Source organism: Algoriphagus aquimarinus (assembly GCF_007997215.1).
Taxonomy (GTDB): Bacteria; Bacteroidota; Bacteroidia; order Cytophagales; family Cyclobacteriaceae; genus Algoriphagus; species Algoriphagus aquimarinus_A.
In genome coordinates, this window is record NZ_VORW01000019.1 from 1 (window position 1) to 18,340 (window position 18,340).

The following is an 18,340-nucleotide window of genomic DNA, read 5'->3' on the forward strand; positions in this document are numbered from 1 at the left end:
TAAGTATGTTGGACTATTACTCTAAATCAAAGCCTGAGATTCAGTGAACCGCCGTATACGAGACCCGTACGTACGGTGGTGTGAGAGGCGCACCGTGGGCTTATAGCTCACGGCCGTCTACTCGATTGGGGGCAGTTTTTTTTATTTTATTCTATGTTTCATGCTGTAAAACTTCAACTACTTTATCGTTCCTCAACTTAATTAATGTTACGTCTGGGTCGATGTTGAATAATCCTGGGACAAATCCGACATCGTAATTAATTGAAGTATCAGTTGAAAAATAATAATCTTCTCCGAGTAAATTGATTACTTCATTTTTAGATAGTCCGATTAATCGGTTATTATCTATTAAATCTCCTGTCATTTCATATCGAATGTCAGGATTGCTAATCCAAAGTTGCTTGTCGAACTCCTTTTTTGGGTAGTAAGTGGCTGTGAAAATGAAAATCAAGAAAATTGAAACATAAACTATCGGGCCCAGAATGAATGCCAGTCCAAAGGATATTTCATTTCTCCAATTTGGGTTGAATAAATTGAATCGTGTTAAAATCCACTTTATTGAAAAGAAGATTATTGCGCCTAGGATCAATATGATTATTGGAACTTCTATTGACATATTACTTCCTAAATTTTAGAGTGGAACTTTAAAATCGAATAACCTGCAATTAAAATAAGAGTCGAAAAAATTCCAAATGCTGTCAATCTTGGGATTTTGGTATTCTCAATTTTAAGTACTCTGCTGATAAAGAGGTTGTTTATAATATAACCAAGGAAAGAAAATAGGAGAATTTCGATTGTAAGTAATCCAAACTGTGCGATCATAAAGTTGGTCATGTCATCTCTTAATTGTCCGTTTTCCCATCTTAAGTCACTTGGGATGAAATTTGGGTTGATGTACATGTTTAGGTAGAGTAGTACCCAAAGTGAAATTATTACACTTATGATATTATAGACTCCGTATATAATAATTAAGAGTGATCTCATTTTTTAAATTGCCCCCAACATGTGTGTATACGCAACTAGTTGCGTATATTTTTCATATATCTTACTTTTTAAGAGCTCTGACTCTAAAATTAAACCTCTACTAAACCTGGGTTCTTCCGCAGTAGAATTATTTCACACAAAAGCCTGAATCCCAGTAATCTCCTGGCCTAAAATCAGCAAGTGAATATCATGCGTTCCTTCGTAGGTAATCACCGATTCCAAGTTCATCATATGACGCATAATTGGATATTCTCCTGTGATGCCCATTCCGCCATGGATTTGTCTTGCTTCACGGAAGAAATATTTTTAAAGATTTGGGTCTACCAATTATATGCTCAAATTAACAACGATATCTTATCCAATATGCTACTTACACTTTCTTTTTCAAGCTTGGAAAAAGCAAACCATTTTTTTCCTAAATCCTTCAGTGAAGCCCCTAGATGGTAAATCTCCATTTTGTCAATTATTAGGAAGCGATCGTGGCTTTGAGTAAATGGCTTTACTAAGAACTTACCATTTTGGGCGTTGGCTTTTTCCACATCTAAGCTTAGTTGCTTGCTAATTATTTTTGTTAGTAAAAGCACTTCCACATTTTCATTCTTCTTTGATAAAAGGGTTAGTGTACTCTCATCGATGTAGTTGTCTATTAGTAGAATGCTTTGTTTGGCCGATCGAATAATTTTTGAAGCTAGTTTATAGGCATCAAATACTTGCCCGTCAAAAAAAACACCTTGATTCGGGATCAATTCTTTACTTTCTAAGGCTTTAAATACCTTTTCAAATTGTTGATAGGTTTCAATTTGCTTCAATTCCAAACGATCTAAGCGGTCATAAATTAACTGGTTTTCCTGGATTAGCTTTCGCATCGCTACGAAAGCTCGCATAATTGCCACATGGACTTTTGTAGCAGTTTCACTTTTAAGCACACCTGACAATCCAGCTACTCCTTGCTCGGTGAATACATAAGGGAGGTATTTACGATGTCTGCCCTGTTGGTTTTCTAAGATCGCATTTTGCGATCTTAGATTTGATTTAGCATGTTGTGTTACCAAATTGTCCCATTCGACTTGTGTAAGCTGAAACATAAAGTCCTCAGGAAATCGCTCACTATTTCTCTTTACTTGTTCGTTTAGTCTCCCTGTGGTGACATTATAAATTTCGGCTAAGTCACTATCTAGCATGGCCTGAACTCCTCGGATAGAAAAAATCCGATTTTCAATCTGCTTAGCGGATAATGAAAAATCTTTGTCCATTCATTTTTCAAGTTAAGCTAAAAATTAATCTACCCAGAAAAGTACTTAAGTCAGTTTTTGTTTATGCTTTTTCATCTTTGGTGCCCTCCGCGTTTCCCTCTGTGCCCTCCGCGGTTAAAACCCCTCACACAAAAGCAGGAATCCCAGTAATCTCCTGACCCAAAATCAGCAAATGAATATCATGCGTTCCCTCATAGGTAATTACCGATTCCAAGTTCATCATATGACGCATAATCGGATATTCTCCAGTGATGCCCATTCCTCCGTGGATTTGTCGGGCTTCTCGGGCGATGTTTAGCGCCATTTCCACATTGTTTCGTTTTGCCATGGAGATGTGGACAGTTTTAGCTTTTCCCTCATTCATCATCTTGCCTACTTTCCAAGCTAGGAGTTGGGCTTTGGTGATTTCGGTAAGCATTTCAGAAAGTTTCTTTTGGGTCAGCTGAAATCCTGCTATGGGTTTACCGAATTGGATGCGCTCAGCGGCATACTTTCTGGCAGACTCATAACAGTCCATCGCTGCGCCGATTACGCCCCAGGCGATTCCAAATCGTGCTGAATCCAGACACATCAGCGGCGCACCTAAACCGGATTTATTAGGAAGAAGATTTTCCTTTGGCACTTTCACATTATCAAAAACAAGTTCTCCGGTGCAGGAAGCTCGAAGCGACCATTTTCCATGAGTTTCTGGTGTGGTGAATCCTTCCATTCCTCGCTCTACGATCAGGCCATGAATTCTGCCAGTTTCATCCTTTGCCCAGACCACTGCGATATCAGCCTGAGGAGAATTTGAAATCCACATTTTGGCACCATTCAGCAAGTAATGATCGCCCATGTCTTTGAAGTTGGTCACCATGCCACTTGGGTTGGACCCGTGATCTGGCTCGGTGAGGCCGAAGCAGCCCAGCATTTCTCCTGAAGCTAGTTTTGGTAGGTATTTGTTTCGTTGGGCCTCCGAACCGAATTTATAGATGGGATACATCACCAGCGAACCTTGCACAGATGCTGTCGAGCGCATTCCCGAGTCACCCCGCTCGATCTCCTGCATGATCAAACCATAGGAAATATAATCCAATCCACCGCCTCCATATTGCTCAGGGATCTGAGGACCAAAAGCGCCCACATCACCGAATTTCTTCACAATGTCAGTAGGGAAGTAAGCTTTCTGAGCCCAGTCTTCCACGTAAGGAGAGATCTCCTTTTTGACAAAGTCCCGGATGGATGTTCTGATCAATTTATGCTCGTCAGTAAGCAAGTCATCTAGGTCTAAAAAATCGACTCCATCAAATAGATCCTGCTTCAAAGACTTTCGGATTTCAATTGACTCCATGGTTTTTTTGGTTTATTAGAATGAATCTGTGACTTTTGTCGGGATTTTAAAAATCCCCAGCAGATTCTAAGTAAATAGATCGCAGACGAAAATACTACCTTTTTATACTAAAAGCACTCATGGCAGAATCCCAATTTGATCCTAAGATATTAGAAAAAATAGAGCTGCTTCAGAAGAAATTCAAAGCTTCGGGGCAGGATATGCTTTCTTACCTGGAGGGTTTGCAGTATGCTGATTATTTGGCCTATTGGGATTATATCAACTTGGATGTGTTGCTTTCGCTGCAGCAGCCTAAGACTTCTTTCAAAGACGAAAAGATCTTCATCATCTATCATCAGATTACTGAGCTTTACTTTAAATTGATTATCTCTGAGATGGAACAGATTGCAGAACTGCAGCCAATTACTGAGCAATTTTTCAAAGCTAGGCTGGAGCGGATCAATATGTATTTTGATCAGCTGATTGGTTCTTTTGCGATGATGTGGAAAGGCATGGAGCAGGAGCAATTTCTCAAATTCCGCATGTCGTTGCTTCCTGCAAGTGGTTTCCAAAGTGCCCAGTATAGAGAGATAGAATTGATGGCTGCGGATGCGTTTAATCTGGTGGCGCTGGATAAGCGAACTGATCCTGATTTCCACACGCCTACAGACGAGATTTTCGAAAATCTGTATTGGCAGCAGGGAGCTATCGAGTTGGCAACAGGGGAAAAAACCCTGACGCTGAAGAATTTCGAAGCGAAATACAGCAAGAAATTAATGGATCTCATCGATGACTACAGACGTAAAAACATCTGGCAACGCTATATGGATGTGGTGGAACCTTCCGATGAATTGACGGAGACGATGAAGCAGTTTGACTTGAAGGCTAATGTCTTTTGGCCACTGGCGCACTATAAATCTGCAGTTAGATTTCTCCAGAGAGATCCAGTCGATATCGCAGCCACTGGCGGTACCAACTGGCAGAAATACCTGCCTCCGCGCTTCCAGAAAGTGATTTTCTATCCAGAACTTTGGACCGAGCAGGAGAGAGAAGAGTGGGGAAAAGGCTGGGTGGTGAAGGAGATTTTTGGGGAAGAGTAATATTTAAGTATTAAGATTTAAGACATAAGACGTTAGAATCAAGAATCAAGACATGAGAATTAAGACGTGAGTAGTTAGATATTGGAATAGATATGCAATTCTTCTGGTTTCTACTAATCGTAAAGTTGTGTCAGGCTGAGCGAAGTCGAAGCCCAGTAATTTGTCCTCGAACCTCTAGACTCCCGTCTCTCGGGTGCTCGGACTGACACGATTTGAGTGAAAAACATAAACTGTCGTTGGAAACGAAGTAGAAGAGTCCTCGATCCCGATAGCTATACGGGACGCTCGGACTGACTATTGGTATTGTTGGTTGGACTACCAGAAGAACCAAAAATGTCAGAATGATAAATTGACATCAACTCTCCATGAATCTCGTACCCCGATAGCTATCGGGGCGTAATTCGTAAGTCGTAAATTATTCCAATAGCTATTTGATGTGGATAATCACATTATCTAGGATAGTTCGCTCTCACGAATGCCTCGGCATTGTTGTAGCAAAAATCATCTACCAGAGCTTCGGTGTCTTCACGTGATTTGAGATGAGCAAGGTGTTTGGCTTTTGGGTCTTTGCGGGCTTGTTCGATCTCGAAAATCAGATTATTAGAAAAAAGCTCAAATTCCAGCACGGTAGGATAGTGGTCAATAGGATCGATTAATCCTTCGAAATCGGTTCCCAGTGTCATGCATTTCCAGATTTTAGATTTTTCAGTTTCGCTGAGATTGTCATTGCCAAAGGCGGATTTGGCAATACCTTCGATATTATCCCAAAGCAATTCAATCCCATTTCTCTTTGTTTTTTTGCTCTCTTTGGTGATTCCAAGAATTCGCTGATCAAAGGAAAGACCGAATAGACCATCCGTTTTCACTATCATTTCTATATCCTCTTCACAGATGTTGATATTCCAGGCATTGTATTTTTTGCTTTCATCCGAGTAATCGTCTTTTTCCTTGTGAAAGCAATTGATGTGATCCTGCAAGGTTTTGACCCCAGAAAACCCACAATGAGAAGCTATAACAGGGATTTTGTCACCTTTTGCCAGACAGGGACGGACGATGTGCTTGTAATATTCTTGTCTGCCGCATGCACTCATGTGCTTGACATCAATGAGAATCCGGTATCCTAAGTTTGAGTCTTTTTGGAGGTTGTTATCCAAACCCAATAATTCCAACACAATCCTTCTCCCGTGATCGGTAAAGCCCTTGTTCATATTATTGACCTGATTCAATAAAATCTTGCCTTTGTCAGGAATGGAGTGCGCATGTCCGCAAAGATTATTGTTGAAGTGATGGGAAAATGTGATGAAGAAAACGGGCACTTTCCACTCGTTTTTAATCAACTGAATACGCTTGGAGATTTCATCAATGCTGATTTTTCCTTTTTCCAACAGGTCAGTTCCCAATGCATGAGACCCTTCAATGGTCAGGATCATCGTGATCTCATCGTCGCTTTGAAGTGATTCTGCTAATTCCTCGGCAGACTCAGGGATCAAATACCTGGCATTTTCTGCCCAAAGCTCATCTCTAAACTTGGTCGCTCGTTTTTTCTCATTTTCAAAAATCCTCCGAATTACTCCGGTGGTGTGAATTTTATTGCAATCAATCCTCTTTCCAGAATCCATGAGCACAAACTCAAATTCCCGTTGCAAGGATTCCCAATAATCGTACTTTTCAGATTGCACATGATTGACTGTTTTTCGGGGAATCCGCATGTAAAAAGTCTGGATTAGATCTCTAAGCGGGAGTTTATCATGAGTGCTCACTCCGACCACAATATTGAGTAAATCACTTGAATTGATTTTGTCCAAACCCAGCACAAACTGCCGCTCAAGTGGATAGAGGGAGTTGAAAGTCAGTCGTACATTTCCATTCCAAGCTTTGACCAGGTCACATTGGCTGTATGAAGCTCCCATTTTGCCTTTTACGTAACCGGCTCTGTTGGATGAGATTACTGTCCAAGGACTGAATTCGTCCTTTTTCTCATAGGTTGATCTTTTTTCCTGCATGTGGAGATGAGCACGCATATGATTATGACAGTGCAGATCCGAAAATTTCCTAGCCATAGTCTAAAAATTAAGAAAAAACGAAATTAAACTTTAGCTTAATTTCTTGATTATTAGGCTAAAATGCAATAGCGTTAGGAAGCGTTCTTGGGAAACTGAACTTGTCCTTAAGATTAACAAATTGATATTTTTGATAAATGATGTTCTTAGATTGAGTATCTAAATGCATTTTTAATAAACCCTTAGGTGGTAGACTGCCACATCTTTTCATAAAACCCTAAAACCATGTTTAAAAGACGCGACTTTATCAAAACCCTTGGACTTACCTCTGCTGGATGGATGGGGATGAGTAATGTTGTTTTGGCTGGAATTCAATCCGATACTACTCAAGCCAACACTGCTCAATTCAAACCCATTAGAGTGCGAGGTAGAGTGCAAGTAAGTGGACAAGGAATTCATAGAGTTGCCGTTTCTGATGGACGCTCGGTGGTTTTGACGAATTCCTCGGGTGAATTTGATTTGTTCTCAGGTTCAGACCGTGACTTTGTGTTTATCTCGATTCCCTCAGGCTTTGAGATTAAAAAACAGGCGAATGGTTCCGCTCAATTTTTTCAAAAAATAGATAAAATCAAGTCAGAGCAGAATATTGGTTTTGATCTCAAAAAGTCTGGATCCAGTGATGAGAACCATCATTTCCTGTTGCTCTCGGACACACAAATTCAAAATGACTACGAAGCCAATCAGCTGCTGACCGTATCAGCTCCGGATGTGCAGCAAACTATCAAATCACTCAATGATCCCAATCTTTTTGGAATAGGTTGTGGTGATTTGGTTTTCGATCATTTAGAGCTTTTCAAGGAATACAACCAGAGTGTGCAGATGTATGATGTTCCTTTTTTCCAGGTCATTGGCAATCATGATATGGATTTGGGAGTCAGATCTGATGCTTTGAGTAGTAAAACATTTGGAAGCCATTTTGGTCCGACTTATTACTCCTGGAATAGAGGAGAGGTACATTATGTAGTCTTGGACGATGTTTTTTATATAGGGAATAAATACATAGGCTACTTGGGGGAGGAGCAATTGGCATGGTTGGAGCAGGATCTTTCTCATGTGGAGAAAGGCAAAACAGTGGTCGTTTCCCTGCATATTCCGAGTTACACCGGCGCAGTTACTCGATATCCTGATCGTGATACGATTGGTGGTACGGTCAGCAATCGAGAGCATTTGTATCGTTTGCTGGAAGGTTACAATGCCCACCTGATGTCAGGCCACACGCATTTCAATGATAATATGATTCAAGGTCATGTGTATGAGCATTGTCATGGAACTGTCTGTGGTGCATGGTGGTCAGGGCCGATTTGCTTTGATGGTACGCCGAGTGGCTATGCAGTCTATGAAGCGCGAGGCTCGGAATTGAAATGGCAATACAAGGGGACTGGCCTGGATATCAATGAGCAATTCCGTGTGTATGAGGCTGGATATCATCCGGATTTTCCTGATCAGATGAGCTTGAATTGCTGGAATTATGATCCGGCCTGGGAAATCAGTTGGTTTGAAAATGGAATGAAAAGAGGAGCTCCAGAGAAAATCTTAGCCAAAGATCCTTGGAGTATGGAGCTACATACCGGGCCAGAACTCCCAAAAAGGAGAGAATGGGTTGAGCCTCAGTTGAATGACCATATGTTCTTTTTTAGACCAGAGTCAAAAGACAATTTGATGGTCGAAGTGAAGGATAGATTTGGGAATGTTTATACCAAAAAGGTTTAAAACTTTGGGTTAGAAAACTGAGTTCTGGGCAGGCAAATTTCTGATTCCAGAATTTTACTAGCATCTTAGGAGTTCAAGTGGAAAGCAAGAATTGAGAGGCATGAGTAAAAAGTTAGATTTGTCACAAGGGAGTTTAATACGGAGCCTTTTTACGCTGGCTTGGCCTATTATTATGGCCAATATTCTGCAAACTGCTTACCAGCTGATAGATACTTTTTGGTTGGGAAGATTAGGCGCAAATGCCGTAGCAGCTGTGAGTATTAGCTTTCCGATTTTATTTCTAGTTCTTTCTTTAGGAGCAGGATTGACACTTGCCGGAACAGTGATTGTATCTCAATACAAAGGTGCCAAAGATCAGCGAATGATTGATTTTAGTGCTTCACAGACGATTTTTGTCATATTTTTCGTTTCTGCAATGCTGGCGGTACTTGGCTATTTGGTTGCATCACCTTTGATGAATTTGGTCGGTGCAGGCCCTGAAACATTGGACGACTCGGTAAAGTATTTCCAGGTTTCTTCCTTTGGTTTCGTGTTTCTCTTCATGTTTTTTACCTTCCAATCCTTGATGCGAGGGATCGGGAATGTGCTGATGCCGATGTACATCGTGCTTGGCACTGTGTTGTTGAATTTGGTTTTGGACCCACTGTTTATTTTTGGTTTTGGATCCATCGAAGGATATGGAGTGGCCGGCGCGGCAGTGGCAAGTGTGATCACCCAAGGAATATCAGCAGCTGTTGGAATAGCGATTTTATTTAGAGGGAGAAAAGGGATTAAGATTCGACTTACTGACATGAAGCCTGACTTCCAGTGGATCAAGCGAATGTTTGAATTAGGGATTCCTGCCAGTTTGGAGCAATCTTCCCGTTCGGCTGTATTGACTGTTTTGGTGATGCTGGTGACAAGTTTTGGAAGCGAGGTAGTCGCAGCTTACGGTATAGGAGCGAGGATACTGAGTTTGGTGATAGTACCAGCACAAGGTTTGGCCATGGCCACTACCACGATGGTAGGTCAGAATATTGGAGCTTCTAAAATCAAACGAGCTGAAAGCATAGGGAACTTGAGTGTGAAAGTTGCTTTCTTTGGCTTAACAGGAATTGGCCTTTTGCTATTTGTTTTCGCAGAGAACCTGACGGCTTTCTTTGTGCCAAATGATCCCCAGGTAATAAAAGAAGGAGCAATATTCATTCGGATAATGGCGCCAAGTTTTGGATTGTTAGGAGTGAATCAGGTACTAAATGGTCTTTTCAACGGAGCTAGGTTTACCCAAGCTTCTTTATTGATTTCCATCTTCAGTTTGTGGATTGTTCGCTTTCCGACTGCCTTCATACTTTCTCAAAAAACAGCATTAGCCTACGAAGGGATCTGGTGGTCTTTCCCTATTTCCAACGGTATAGCCGCGTTAATTGCCTTTATTTATTACAAAACAGGGCATTGGAAAGTAAGGACCATCAGGCATAGAGGCGATTGGATACAGCCGGGAGTTGGTTGAGTTGATGAATTGAAAAGTGAAAAAATAACCTAGATACTTATATAATAATTGACCCATGAAAATACACTACTGTAAAAGTTACGATGAAATGAGCCAGCTTGGCGCCGAATTAGTGCATGCTGAGGTGGAGGTCAAACCTGACTTACTTTTTTGCGCAGCTAGTGGAAACTCACCCGCGGGCTTGTATGAATTAATGGCTGACAAACATTTCGATTCGAATGGTTTTTTTGATTGGATGAAAGTAATCAAACTCGATGAATGGGTAGGATTGACCAATGCATCCACATTTACTTCTGAGTATGATATTCAGGAAAAGCTTCTGAAAAAACTGGGCATTGAGAGCGATCGATATATTTCCTTCGAAGTGGAAGCGGAAGACCCAGAATCTGAATGCGAGAGGATTCAGGTTGAAATAGATGAATTTGAAGGGATAGATATCTGTATTCTTGGCATTGGGATCAATGGGCATATTGCCTTAAACGAACCCGCAGAATACCTTCAGCCTAATTGTCACTTGGCTAATCTGCATCCTGTGACTTTGGCAAGTGGAATGATTGAGAAAGTCGGAGTTCCACTTACTCAGGGCATGACTTTGGGTATTGGGAATATTATGGATTCGAAAATGGTGATTCTCTTTATCACAGGGAAAGGCAAGAAGCCAGCTTTAGATTTGTTTTTGGAAGGTAGAATCCGAACAGATTTGCCAGCCTCATTTCTTTGGCTGCATCCAAATGCACATGTGATAATTGATAGGAAATCGTTGAGTTGAAAGAGAAGAAGGTTGGAAGATATATTTAAGAGGTGAAAAGCGACAAAAAGTGTCTTATATGCGTTTGGTAATCCTTTAATAACCCGACTGATTTTTCGGTCATGGGAAATTTCCTTTTCTTTCGGCCTTCAGTATTTTTCCAAATCACAAATGACCTGGCAATTAATCAAAGATGCCCTCCGAGGTAAAGAGCAGGATTTTACCAGCCTACCTCTGAAAACCGCCATTTTCGTTCTAGCGATTCCCATGATCCTGGAGATGATGATGGAATCTGCTTTTGCGGTGGTGGATATCTTCTTTGTGGCCAAACTTGGAGAACATGCCATTGCTACCGTCGGACTTACAGAGTCAGTTGTAGTACTTGTGTATGCGATGGGATTTGGCATTAGCATGGCAGCGACAGCATTGATTTCCAGGAGATTTGGGGAAAAGGAATATAAGGAAGCAGGAGCGGCTGCTTTCCAACTGCTAATCGTAGGAGGAGCCATTTCAATTATTCTAGGAATACTGGGTTGGACCTTCGCTCCGGATATTCTGGGCTTGATGGGAGCAGAGGCTAAAGTCATTGAAACTGGCGTAAGCTATACCAGGATTATTTTTGCGGGAAACACGGCAATCATGCTTTTGTTTCTGCTGAATGGGGCTTTTCGGGGTGCCGGGCAAGCTCATCATGCGATGCGATCGCTGTGGATTGCCAATGGATTGAATATGATATTGGATCCGATTCTGATTTTTGGACTTGGAAACTGGGCCGGATATGGATTGGAAGGCGCTGCTATCGCCACCACATTAGGGAGAGGAATTGGGGTGGTTTACCAGTTATACCACTTGTTCAACGGAAAGCATAAGCTGAAAATTCTAAAGGAGAACATTGTCATTTCTTGGGAGATCATCAAGAAAATCATGGAAATCGCCGCTGGAGGCATGGGGCAATTTCTGATAGATTCGGTAGCTTGGATTGCACTCACGCGTATGAATGCTGAGTTTGGATCTGCTTCTTTGGCTGGATTTACGATAGCTTTTAGGATTTTGATATTTACTCTTTTACCCGCGTGGGGCTTATCTGGTGCAGCATCTACTTTGGTAGGTCAAAATCTGGGGGCTAAGCAACCTGATCGTGCCGAAAAAGCTGTTTGGATCACAGCTAGGTACACCGTGATATTTATGGCTTCGGTGACTGGCATCTATTTACTTTTCAACCAGCAACTCGCTGGAATCTTTACTGATATTCCAGAAGTAAAGGCCGTGGCTTCACAAGGGCTATGGGTAGTGGCTTTGGGCTACGTTTTCTTTGCTGTTGGAATGGTGTTGACCCAGGCATTCAATGGTGCGGGAGATACCAAGACTCCAGCTTGGATTAATATAGGAGTGCTTTGGTTTATAGAGATTCCCCTAGCCTATGTTTTAGCATTCACCTTTGGCTTAGCACATTTGGGGATTTTCATTTCCATTGCGTTTAGCCATAGTTTTCATTCAGTAGTTTCCCTGTATTTTTTCCGAAAAGGCAAATGGAAGCTGAAGGAGGTGTAGATTAATTTATCTGATTATCCGCAGTCTTGCCAGTTGCTAAAATTTCTTTACCTAATTGGCAGGAAGAGAGAAGACACCAGCCCGACTACTGGCGGGGATGACCGAAGTGGTCTCAATTCTAATGTTTTGTAGGTAGTGAAGCGCTTATGTCTTTTAGCGATTTCATTGCGGATATCTAAAGTAAGATATTGGAAAAAGGAAACTCATGACCGTATCGAAAGGTGTAATTCTAGAAAAGTTGATAGAGATATTGAAATCTGGAGGTGTTTCTCCGATTCCTGAAAGAAGATTTCTGCTTGAAAAAATCAGTGTCAGAATGCATGAAGTTCAATCTTTGAAAATGGATGAGGGGAAATGGAAGACTCCTGAAGCTAGCGATTTTACTTCTCCAGTTTGCTTCGCAAATAGCGCTGAGGTACAGACGGATTACGTGAGTGAAGATGTGGCTTTGCAGCAAATCGATGGATATATTGATCGATTGATCCGCCAATCTTGACTTTAAAATTTATTTTATGTGCATCTATTTTTTTTCCGATAAAGAGATTAAAGCATCATTGGATTAGGTAAACAGAAGCATTTAGGCTACTTCGGTCATCGGTCTTCCGTCTCCCTGCCTCGTACTTGAATAAAACTTTAAATAGAAATGATAAAAAGCATAATACAATAAGTATCATTTAACCCCAATACACGATGACAACTATAAACGCATACCTAACCTTTGAAGGTAATTGTGAAAATGCCTTTAACTTCTACCGCTCAGTTTTTGGTGGAGAATTCGCTCATGTGGGCAGGTTTTCTGACATGCCAGCAGATCCAAATTACCCAATTGCTGATGAGGTGCGGAATCAAATCATGCACATTAGCTTGCCTATCCATAAGGATTGCATCTTGATGGGATCTGATACTGGAGGACATGGCGGGCCATTGACTGTTGGGAATAATTTTTCACTATCCATCAACACCGATTCTAAGGAGAAAGCAGATACTTTTTTTGCGAAGCTTTCTGCAGAAGGCAAGGTGACTATGGCTATGGATAAGACATTTTGGGGAGATTATTTCGGAATGCTTACCGATCGATTTGGAATCAACTGGATGATAAGTTTTGCTGAGCCAGCAGAAAGTGCTTAAGTAAACTTGCCTTTCTGAATACGGGAAAAATGCATAGGTGAAATGCTCTTGAATTTGCACTTCAATAGGGGAGGAATACAACCTTAATATAATGGTTGGTTGCTAGACAAATTTGACTGAATAGCCGAGATCTGGATATATGAATAATTAGATCTAATGGTTCCTTTTGAAGTTGAAACCGATATTCCTTAAACAAAAAAAAGACCGTGATTACGGTCTTTTAATTTTTTCAAAGAATGAAATTAAGGCAATAATACCTTGTCAATCACATGAACTACGCCATTTGAGCCAGCAAGGTCAGCAGCTACAACAGTAGCATCACCGATCATTACTTTGCCATCTTTGATCGTAACTTTCAAATCCTTTCCATTCAATGTAGTTACCATCTGGCCATCTTTTAGATCTCCGGACATAACATTTCCTGCTACAACGTGGTAGGTCAAAATTGAAGTTAAGTCTGCTTTTGCTTCAGGCTTCAGCAAGCCTTCCACTGTACCAGCAGGAAGTGCATTGAATGCGGTGTTTGTAGGAGCAAACACAGTAAATGGACCTTCGCCTTTCAAGGTTTCTACTAGCTCTGCTGCTTGAACTGCAGCCACTAAAGTAGTGTGATCAGGAGATCCTATCGCTATGTCAACTACAGTATTTGGTGTTTCCATAACTGGAGTCTCTTCTACTACCTCAGCCATAGTGGTTTCCTCTACTTCGGTGGTAGATTTGCTATCACAACTGATTGTAAAAGAAGCTACTGATGCAGCAGCGAGGAATGATAATAATCTTAATTTTTTCATTTTGAATTGGTTAGTTTTTTATAGTTTTCCAACAAACAACTCTTCAATATGTTTTTTGTAATACTACTTTTTTTTAGTTGAATTGATAGTAAATGAATGCTGCATAAGTTTCATTAGTCCATCCCAGTATGCAATTCCCAATTCATCCTTACCTTTGAGGATAAACATGCCAATTTACCTTCATGAATAATTCAGACATTTTGCGAACTATCCGTTATATTTTTAACTTCAAAGACCCTGAAATGGTCGATATGTTTAAAGCAGGAGGATTAGATCTCAAGCGTGAGGAAGTTGCTAATTTTTTAAAAAATGAGGAAGAACCATTTTTTAAAGCCATAATCGATAAAGATCTCGCTGCTTTTCTAAATGGTTTTATTATTGAAAAAAGAGGTAAAAAGGAAGGTGAAGTGCCTACTCCGGAAAAAACCTTAAATAATAACATCGTTTTCAGAAAGTTGCGCATTGCATTGAATATGAAAGAGGATGATATATTAGAAATTCTTTCATCTGTAGGTATGCATATCAGTCCTCATGAACTTAGCGCATTTTTCCGCAAGCCAAGTCAGGCTCAATACCGTGCCTGTAAGGATCAGATCCTAAGAAATTTCTTGAACGGATTAAAAAAGAAACATAGACCTGCAGTGGCAGAATAGGTTTTTAGCGTCTTGAAAACAAAGGACTCCAGATACTAAACCAAGTGGGTGAGTATTGCAGTGAACTTATCACTTAGCATACTTACTTTTACCTATCTAGGATTAATTCTATTCCTCAATGAGTGCTTTTACTTCTTGTACCAACTTATCATTACTTACTCCCAGACCTTCTTGCTGGTGCTGTAAGACGCCGTTTTTATCAAAGACAGAAATGATATTGGTGTGTGAAAAGTCAATGGGAGAGATCTTTTTGTACTTCATGGAGAGCACATTCGAAAACTCTCTCACATCATCCAGTTTGCCTTGAAGTAAGATCCATTGATCTCCTTCTAAGTGCTCTTCTTTTGCATAAGCTTTTAATTTCTCCGGAGTGTCTTTTTCTGGATCTATACTTACCAATACATAGTCGACAGCTGGATTATCTACTTTCGAATAGATATTTCGCATATCTGCTACCAGCCTAGGGCAGGCTGCTTCGCAAGACGTATAGATCATCACTACAACCAGAACTTTGCCTCTCAAATCAGTCAGATGAATAGTCTCATTATCCTGAGTTTTCCATTCAGACTGAAGATTGAAAATCGACTCTTCAGAAATTCCATCTTCATCCAAAATTGGTGCTTCCAGCGAGCTGACCTTCACTAAATCCATCTTACACACGGGGCAAGTTCCGGGATGATCATAAGTTTTGTGATCTTCACATTTCATGGGACATATGTATTGCTCTGAGGAATTGACTTGGGTTTGACAGGCAAATAGACATATCAGAAAAACTAAGCTGAGGATGTTTTTTAGGTGACTGGTTTTCATTGTTTTACTTTGATTTGGCACATCTAAAACCTAGGTTTTTGATGTTGTAATTTGCTTTGATACTTCCCCTGAAGGCATAACGCATAAATGCGGCATAATCCCGAAGGTTACTTGCGCTGATAGCTGCGCCTGCACAAAACAGATTTCTATCTGCCTCGCCATCTTGTCTTGATTCCCCAGATATTAAAACGGAGTTGAAATCGCTGGTCCATTCCCAAACCAAGCCGTGCATGTCATAGATTCCCCAGAAGTTTTTATAGGTACTTCCTACGGTTTTGGAATAGGTATTTGGGGTTTCATAGGACTCTATAATCCGGGTATTGAACGAGCTATCATTCTCTGCATTTGCTTTGGTCTCACTCGCTCTGGCAGCCAATTCCCACTCGTCCACGGATGGCAGTCGCTTGTCTTGACAGGCGCAGTAAGCTTTTGCAGCAAACCAAGATACATTGGTGATAGGTGCCTTAGGATTCATATGACTACCTAATTGTAAATCACTTTGCCATTCCGAAAGGTAATTTCCATCAGCAAAAATAGATTTTGCATTAGCTCGTTTCCATTCGGGGTATTTTTTTACAAAGTCAAGGTATTGCTCATTGGTAACGGCAAATTCATCCAACAAGAAATCATCTACCCATACTTTGCCTGAATCTAAACCATAAAGGGGGATCAATGTCCCCCCTTTTATTGGTCGCATGATTGTTCTGGTTTGGCTATTCCCTGTCATAGAAAAAGCAAGTAAACCCAAGCAAGCGAAGATATATTTTAGACGAATCATTTAATGTGCACTTTTCCTCTTCATCACCATCGTAGGTGTAACCTCAACTCCACTATTTCCCCAACTGCTATATACGTAAGTTAATACATTGGCCACTTGCTCGTCAGTAAGCGTTTGGGCGGTCATCACAGAATTATAATTTTTGCCATTAACGGTGATTTCACCTGTTTTTCCGTGAAGGACAATATCTATTGCTCGATCCACATCTGCATTTAGATAGTCAGATTTGGCTAGAGGAGGGAAGGCACTTGGGATGCCCTGACCTTCTTCTTGATGACAGGCTAAACATGTTCTGGCATAAATACTCTTGCCTAGCTCAATTCTTTCAGACACAGACTCTGCGCTAGGGGCTTCTGGTGCACCTTGATTTCCTGGCATGGTTTGAATTGATCCACCTTCTGGCTGGTAGATTCCCTCCTGAATCGTACCTGAATACACGGATTCATTTGCATCGCCAGTAACTTTCAGCATTCCTAAAGCGCCCTTGTTGAAGGCTCTGAAAATCGCATGATCTACCAAAACAAATGTGCCCGGAGCTTCGACTTTAAACTCAACAATGGCAGCTCCTCCTGGAGGTATAAGTGTTGTTTGCACATTATGGTTGATAAGTTTTCCGCCTTCTACATGGACTCTGTCAAATATTTCTCCAATCACATGGAAAGAAGAAGCTAGATTGGGACCACCATTTCCTACATAAAGTCTGATCGTTTCTCCCACTTCTGCAGTAATTGCGTTTTCGCCAGTTAGTGCATCTGTGCTACCATTGAAAACAACATAATCTGCATCTTCATCGATTGCTTTTTGCATATCGAAAGGTTGAAGTCCTGGTTCTCCGTTATTGCCTTTGGTGTAGAAATCTCCCTGCATGATATAGTATTCTTTGTCCACCTTAGGCAATCCACCGGCTGGTTCAACTAATATCAACCCGTACATTCCATTGGCTATATGCATTCCAACTGGCGCTGTTGCGCAGTGATAGACGTACAAACCTGGATTTAAGGTTTTAAAGGAAAATGTGATCTCGTGCCCAGGAGCAACGAATGAGGACGATGCTCCTCCTCCAGGACCAGTCACTGCATGCAGGTCAATGTTGTGAGGCAGTTTGTTATTTGGGTGATTTTTAAGAGTAAACTCTACTTCGTCTCCCAGTCTTGTACGTATGAAACTTCCAGGTACAGAACCTCCAAAAGTCCAATAGATGTAGCTTACCCCATTGGCCATATGACCTTCCTGCTCCAGTATTTCCATATCTACTATTACATTCTTTGCTGGCCGACTGCCAATAGGGTCGGGCACATGAGGAGGACTGGTGAGTTGAGCATTGATCTTGCCATTTACTTCAATATCCATGGAATTCTCTCCATTTTCATGGCTACTTCCACTGCATCCTACTAAATAAAATATACTGCAGAGAAGCAGGAGTTTCATACTTGGGTACTCAAAGCCATAGGTCATGATCATTCTTTTTAGTAGAAACTAGTATAAAAATTTATCCTGAAGAATTCTGACCATTTATTGCATCTAGTTGCCGATTCTAACAGATCAAAATGTCGAACGCAGGTGATTAATTTGTGTCTGATTGATATTCAAAAATATAGATAGAAAGCAACCCGTAACGTAGTTAATACTCTGTAATACAATGATTTTTGTCATGTAATTTGCTTGCTTTTGTTAATCCTCAACGAAAACATCTTTCACTCTACCTACTTCACCGGTGTCCAGCAGTACTTTGATTCCATGTGGATGAGTAGGTGAGGAGGTTAGGATTCTTTTTACAAAACCTTCGGTAAGTTCTCCGCTTCGCTGATGATGTTTTTGGACGATGGTAACTTCGCTGTCTATTTGTATGTTTTTCCGGATGGTTCCTGGGAGTGTCTTCTTTTCCATGAGGATTGATTTCTTAAATGAAAGTGCAATTTACTGATGACTTTGCTCCTAAAATAATTTTAAGCAGTTCTCTAAGTTGTAGCGTTTTG

At 40.9% G+C, this 18,340-nt stretch carries 18 protein-coding genes and 1 pseudogene; 8 read left to right on the forward strand and 11 right to left on the reverse strand.

The genetic code is table 11. The annotated features are described in order from the left end of the window. Nucleotides 1-151: 151 nt before the first annotated feature. The 5 genes and pseudogenes from ESV85_RS18100 to ESV85_RS18115 form a co-directional block, all read right to left on the reverse strand. Complete coding sequence (locus ESV85_RS18100) at nt 152-616, reverse strand: hypothetical protein (RefSeq protein ID WP_146920109.1); 465 nt, start codon at nt 614-616, stop codon at nt 152-154. A gap of 8 nt (nt 617-624) precedes the next feature. Then, the gene (locus ESV85_RS22360; RefSeq protein ID WP_191322051.1) at nt 625-984 is read right to left on the reverse strand and encodes a hypothetical protein; all 360 of its coding nucleotides are present in this window, start codon (nt 982-984) and stop codon (nt 625-627) included. 132 nt (nt 985-1,116) lie between these two features. After that, a pseudogene (locus ESV85_RS18105) lies at nt 1,117-1,278 on the reverse strand (acyl-CoA dehydrogenase family protein); the annotation flags it as partial. Nucleotides 1,279-1,319: 41 nt separating this feature from the next. Next, nucleotides 1,320-2,237 (reverse strand): ORF6N domain-containing protein, encoded by a 918-nt coding sequence (locus ESV85_RS18110; protein WP_146920111.1) that lies wholly within the window; start codon nt 2,235-2,237, stop codon nt 1,320-1,322. A gap of 124 nt (nt 2,238-2,361) precedes the next feature. After that, nucleotides 2,362-3,567 (reverse strand): acyl-CoA dehydrogenase family protein, encoded by a 1,206-nt coding sequence (locus tag ESV85_RS18115; RefSeq protein ID WP_146920113.1) that lies wholly within the window; start codon nt 3,565-3,567, stop codon nt 2,362-2,364. A gap of 119 nt (nt 3,568-3,686) precedes the next feature. Between ESV85_RS18115 and ESV85_RS18120 the strand changes: the two genes are divergently transcribed. Next, nucleotides 3,687-4,646 carry a tryptophan 2,3-dioxygenase family protein gene (locus tag ESV85_RS18120; protein WP_146920115.1) on the forward strand — a complete coding sequence of 320 codons (960 nt, stop codon included), beginning with the start codon at nt 3,687-3,689 and terminating at the stop codon, nt 4,644-4,646. Nucleotides 4,647-5,095: 449 nt separating this feature from the next. On the opposite strand, the gene ESV85_RS18125 is transcribed toward ESV85_RS18120, so the two are convergent. Beyond that, nucleotides 5,096-6,706: a membrane dipeptidase gene (locus ESV85_RS18125; RefSeq protein WP_146920117.1), complete on the reverse strand. Its 1,611-nt coding sequence runs from the start codon at nt 6,704-6,706 to the stop codon at nt 5,096-5,098. Nucleotides 6,707-6,931: 225 nt separating this feature from the next. Between ESV85_RS18125 and ESV85_RS18130 the strand changes: the two genes are divergently transcribed. The 6 genes from ESV85_RS18130 to ESV85_RS18155 all read left to right on the forward strand — a co-directional run bounded on the left by ESV85_RS18130 (nt 6,932) and on the right by ESV85_RS18155 (nt 13,332). Further along, complete coding sequence (locus ESV85_RS18130) at nt 6,932-8,416, forward strand: calcineurin-like phosphoesterase C-terminal domain-containing protein (RefSeq protein WP_146920119.1); 1,485 nt, start codon at nt 6,932-6,934, stop codon at nt 8,414-8,416. A 100-nt stretch (nt 8,417-8,516) separates the two neighbouring features. Next, complete coding sequence (locus ESV85_RS18135; RefSeq protein ID WP_146920120.1) at nt 8,517-9,905, forward strand: MATE family efflux transporter; 1,389 nt, start codon at nt 8,517-8,519, stop codon at nt 9,903-9,905. A 55-nt stretch (nt 9,906-9,960) separates the two neighbouring features. Continuing rightward, on the forward strand, nt 9,961-10,674 hold the full coding sequence (locus ESV85_RS18140; RefSeq protein ID WP_146920122.1) for a 6-phosphogluconolactonase: 714 nt from the start codon (nt 9,961-9,963) through the stop codon (nt 10,672-10,674). A gap of 150 nt (nt 10,675-10,824) precedes the next feature. Beyond that, complete coding sequence (locus ESV85_RS18145; protein ID WP_146920124.1) at nt 10,825-12,204, forward strand: MATE family efflux transporter; 1,380 nt, start codon at nt 10,825-10,827, stop codon at nt 12,202-12,204. Nucleotides 12,205-12,409: 205 nt separating this feature from the next. Beyond that, nucleotides 12,410-12,700 (forward strand): hypothetical protein, encoded by a 291-nt coding sequence (locus ESV85_RS18150; protein ID WP_146920125.1) that lies wholly within the window; start codon nt 12,410-12,412, stop codon nt 12,698-12,700. 194 nt (nt 12,701-12,894) lie between these two features. Beyond that, complete coding sequence (locus ESV85_RS18155; RefSeq protein WP_146920127.1) at nt 12,895-13,332, forward strand: VOC family protein; 438 nt, start codon at nt 12,895-12,897, stop codon at nt 13,330-13,332. A gap of 242 nt (nt 13,333-13,574) precedes the next feature. On the opposite strand, the gene ESV85_RS18160 is transcribed toward ESV85_RS18155, so the two are convergent. Then, nucleotides 13,575-14,123: a fasciclin domain-containing protein gene (locus tag ESV85_RS18160; protein ID WP_146920129.1), complete on the reverse strand. Its 549-nt coding sequence runs from the start codon at nt 14,121-14,123 to the stop codon at nt 13,575-13,577. 182 nt (nt 14,124-14,305) lie between these two features. Here ESV85_RS18160 and ESV85_RS18165 point away from each other — a divergent pair, with 182 nt between their 5' ends. Beyond that, nucleotides 14,306-14,776: a DUF1456 family protein gene (locus ESV85_RS18165; protein WP_146920131.1), complete on the forward strand. Its 471-nt coding sequence runs from the start codon at nt 14,306-14,308 to the stop codon at nt 14,774-14,776. A 108-nt stretch (nt 14,777-14,884) separates the two neighbouring features. Here ESV85_RS18165 and ESV85_RS18170 read toward each other — a convergent pair whose 3' ends face one another. The 4 genes from ESV85_RS18170 to ESV85_RS18185 all read right to left on the reverse strand — a co-directional run bounded on the left by ESV85_RS18170 (nt 14,885) and on the right by ESV85_RS18185 (nt 18,251). After that, complete coding sequence (locus ESV85_RS18170; protein WP_146920133.1) at nt 14,885-15,586, reverse strand: SCO family protein; 702 nt, start codon at nt 15,584-15,586, stop codon at nt 14,885-14,887. 4 nt (nt 15,587-15,590) lie between these two features. Next, nucleotides 15,591-16,283, reverse strand: coding sequence for a formylglycine-generating enzyme family protein (locus ESV85_RS18175; RefSeq protein ID WP_146920135.1), 693 nt, complete (start codon nt 16,281-16,283; stop codon nt 15,591-15,593). Nucleotides 16,284-16,364: 81 nt separating this feature from the next. Next, a complete protein-coding gene (gene nirK, locus ESV85_RS18180; protein ID WP_191322052.1) occupies nt 16,365-17,819 on the reverse strand; it encodes a copper-containing nitrite reductase in 1,455 nt (484 codons plus the stop codon). A 216-nt stretch (nt 17,820-18,035) separates the two neighbouring features. After that, nucleotides 18,036-18,251: a YwbE family protein gene (locus tag ESV85_RS18185; RefSeq protein ID WP_146920139.1), complete on the reverse strand. Its 216-nt coding sequence runs from the start codon at nt 18,249-18,251 to the stop codon at nt 18,036-18,038. Between the last annotated feature and the right edge of the window lie 89 nt (nt 18,252-18,340).

Excerpts from the sequence above, each read along its gene's own strand:
- ESV85_RS18100 (WP_146920109.1), bottom strand. The coding sequence starts at position 616 with ATGTCAATAGAAGTTCCAATAATCATATTGATCCTAGGCGCAATAATC.
- ESV85_RS22360 (WP_191322051.1), bottom strand. The coding sequence starts at position 984 with ATGAGATCACTCTTAATTATTATATACGGAGTCTATAATATCATAAGT.
- ESV85_RS18110 (WP_146920111.1), bottom strand. The coding sequence starts at position 2,237 with ATGGACAAAGATTTTTCATTATCCGCTAAGCAGATTGAAAATCGGATT.
- ESV85_RS18115 (WP_146920113.1), bottom strand. The coding sequence starts at position 3,567 with ATGGAGTCAATTGAAATCCGAAAGTCTTTGAAGCAGGATCTATTTGAT.
- ESV85_RS18120 (WP_146920115.1), top strand. The coding sequence starts at position 3,687 with ATGGCAGAATCCCAATTTGATCCTAAGATATTAGAAAAAATAGAGCTG.
- ESV85_RS18125 (WP_146920117.1), bottom strand. The coding sequence starts at position 6,706 with ATGGCTAGGAAATTTTCGGATCTGCACTGTCATAATCATATGCGTGCT.
- ESV85_RS18130 (WP_146920119.1), top strand. The coding sequence starts at position 6,932 with ATGTTTAAAAGACGCGACTTTATCAAAACCCTTGGACTTACCTCTGCT.
- ESV85_RS18135 (WP_146920120.1), top strand. The coding sequence starts at position 8,517 with ATGAGTAAAAAGTTAGATTTGTCACAAGGGAGTTTAATACGGAGCCTT.
- ESV85_RS18140 (WP_146920122.1), top strand. The coding sequence starts at position 9,961 with ATGAAAATACACTACTGTAAAAGTTACGATGAAATGAGCCAGCTTGGC.
- ESV85_RS18145 (WP_146920124.1), top strand. The coding sequence starts at position 10,825 with ATGACCTGGCAATTAATCAAAGATGCCCTCCGAGGTAAAGAGCAGGAT.
- ESV85_RS18150 (WP_146920125.1), top strand. The coding sequence starts at position 12,410 with ATGACCGTATCGAAAGGTGTAATTCTAGAAAAGTTGATAGAGATATTG.
- ESV85_RS18155 (WP_146920127.1), top strand. The coding sequence starts at position 12,895 with ATGACAACTATAAACGCATACCTAACCTTTGAAGGTAATTGTGAAAAT.
- ESV85_RS18160 (WP_146920129.1), bottom strand. The coding sequence starts at position 14,123 with ATGAAAAAATTAAGATTATTATCATTCCTCGCTGCTGCATCAGTAGCT.
- ESV85_RS18165 (WP_146920131.1), top strand. The coding sequence starts at position 14,306 with ATGAATAATTCAGACATTTTGCGAACTATCCGTTATATTTTTAACTTC.
- ESV85_RS18170 (WP_146920133.1), bottom strand. The coding sequence starts at position 15,586 with ATGAAAACCAGTCACCTAAAAAACATCCTCAGCTTAGTTTTTCTGATA.
- ESV85_RS18175 (WP_146920135.1), bottom strand. The coding sequence starts at position 16,283 with ATGCGACCAATAAAAGGGGGGACATTGATCCCCCTTTATGGTTTAGAT.
- nirK (WP_191322052.1), bottom strand. The coding sequence starts at position 17,819 with ATGACCTATGGCTTTGAGTACCCAAGTATGAAACTCCTGCTTCTCTGC.
- ESV85_RS18185 (WP_146920139.1), bottom strand. The coding sequence starts at position 18,251 with ATGGAAAAGAAGACACTCCCAGGAACCATCCGGAAAAACATACAAATA.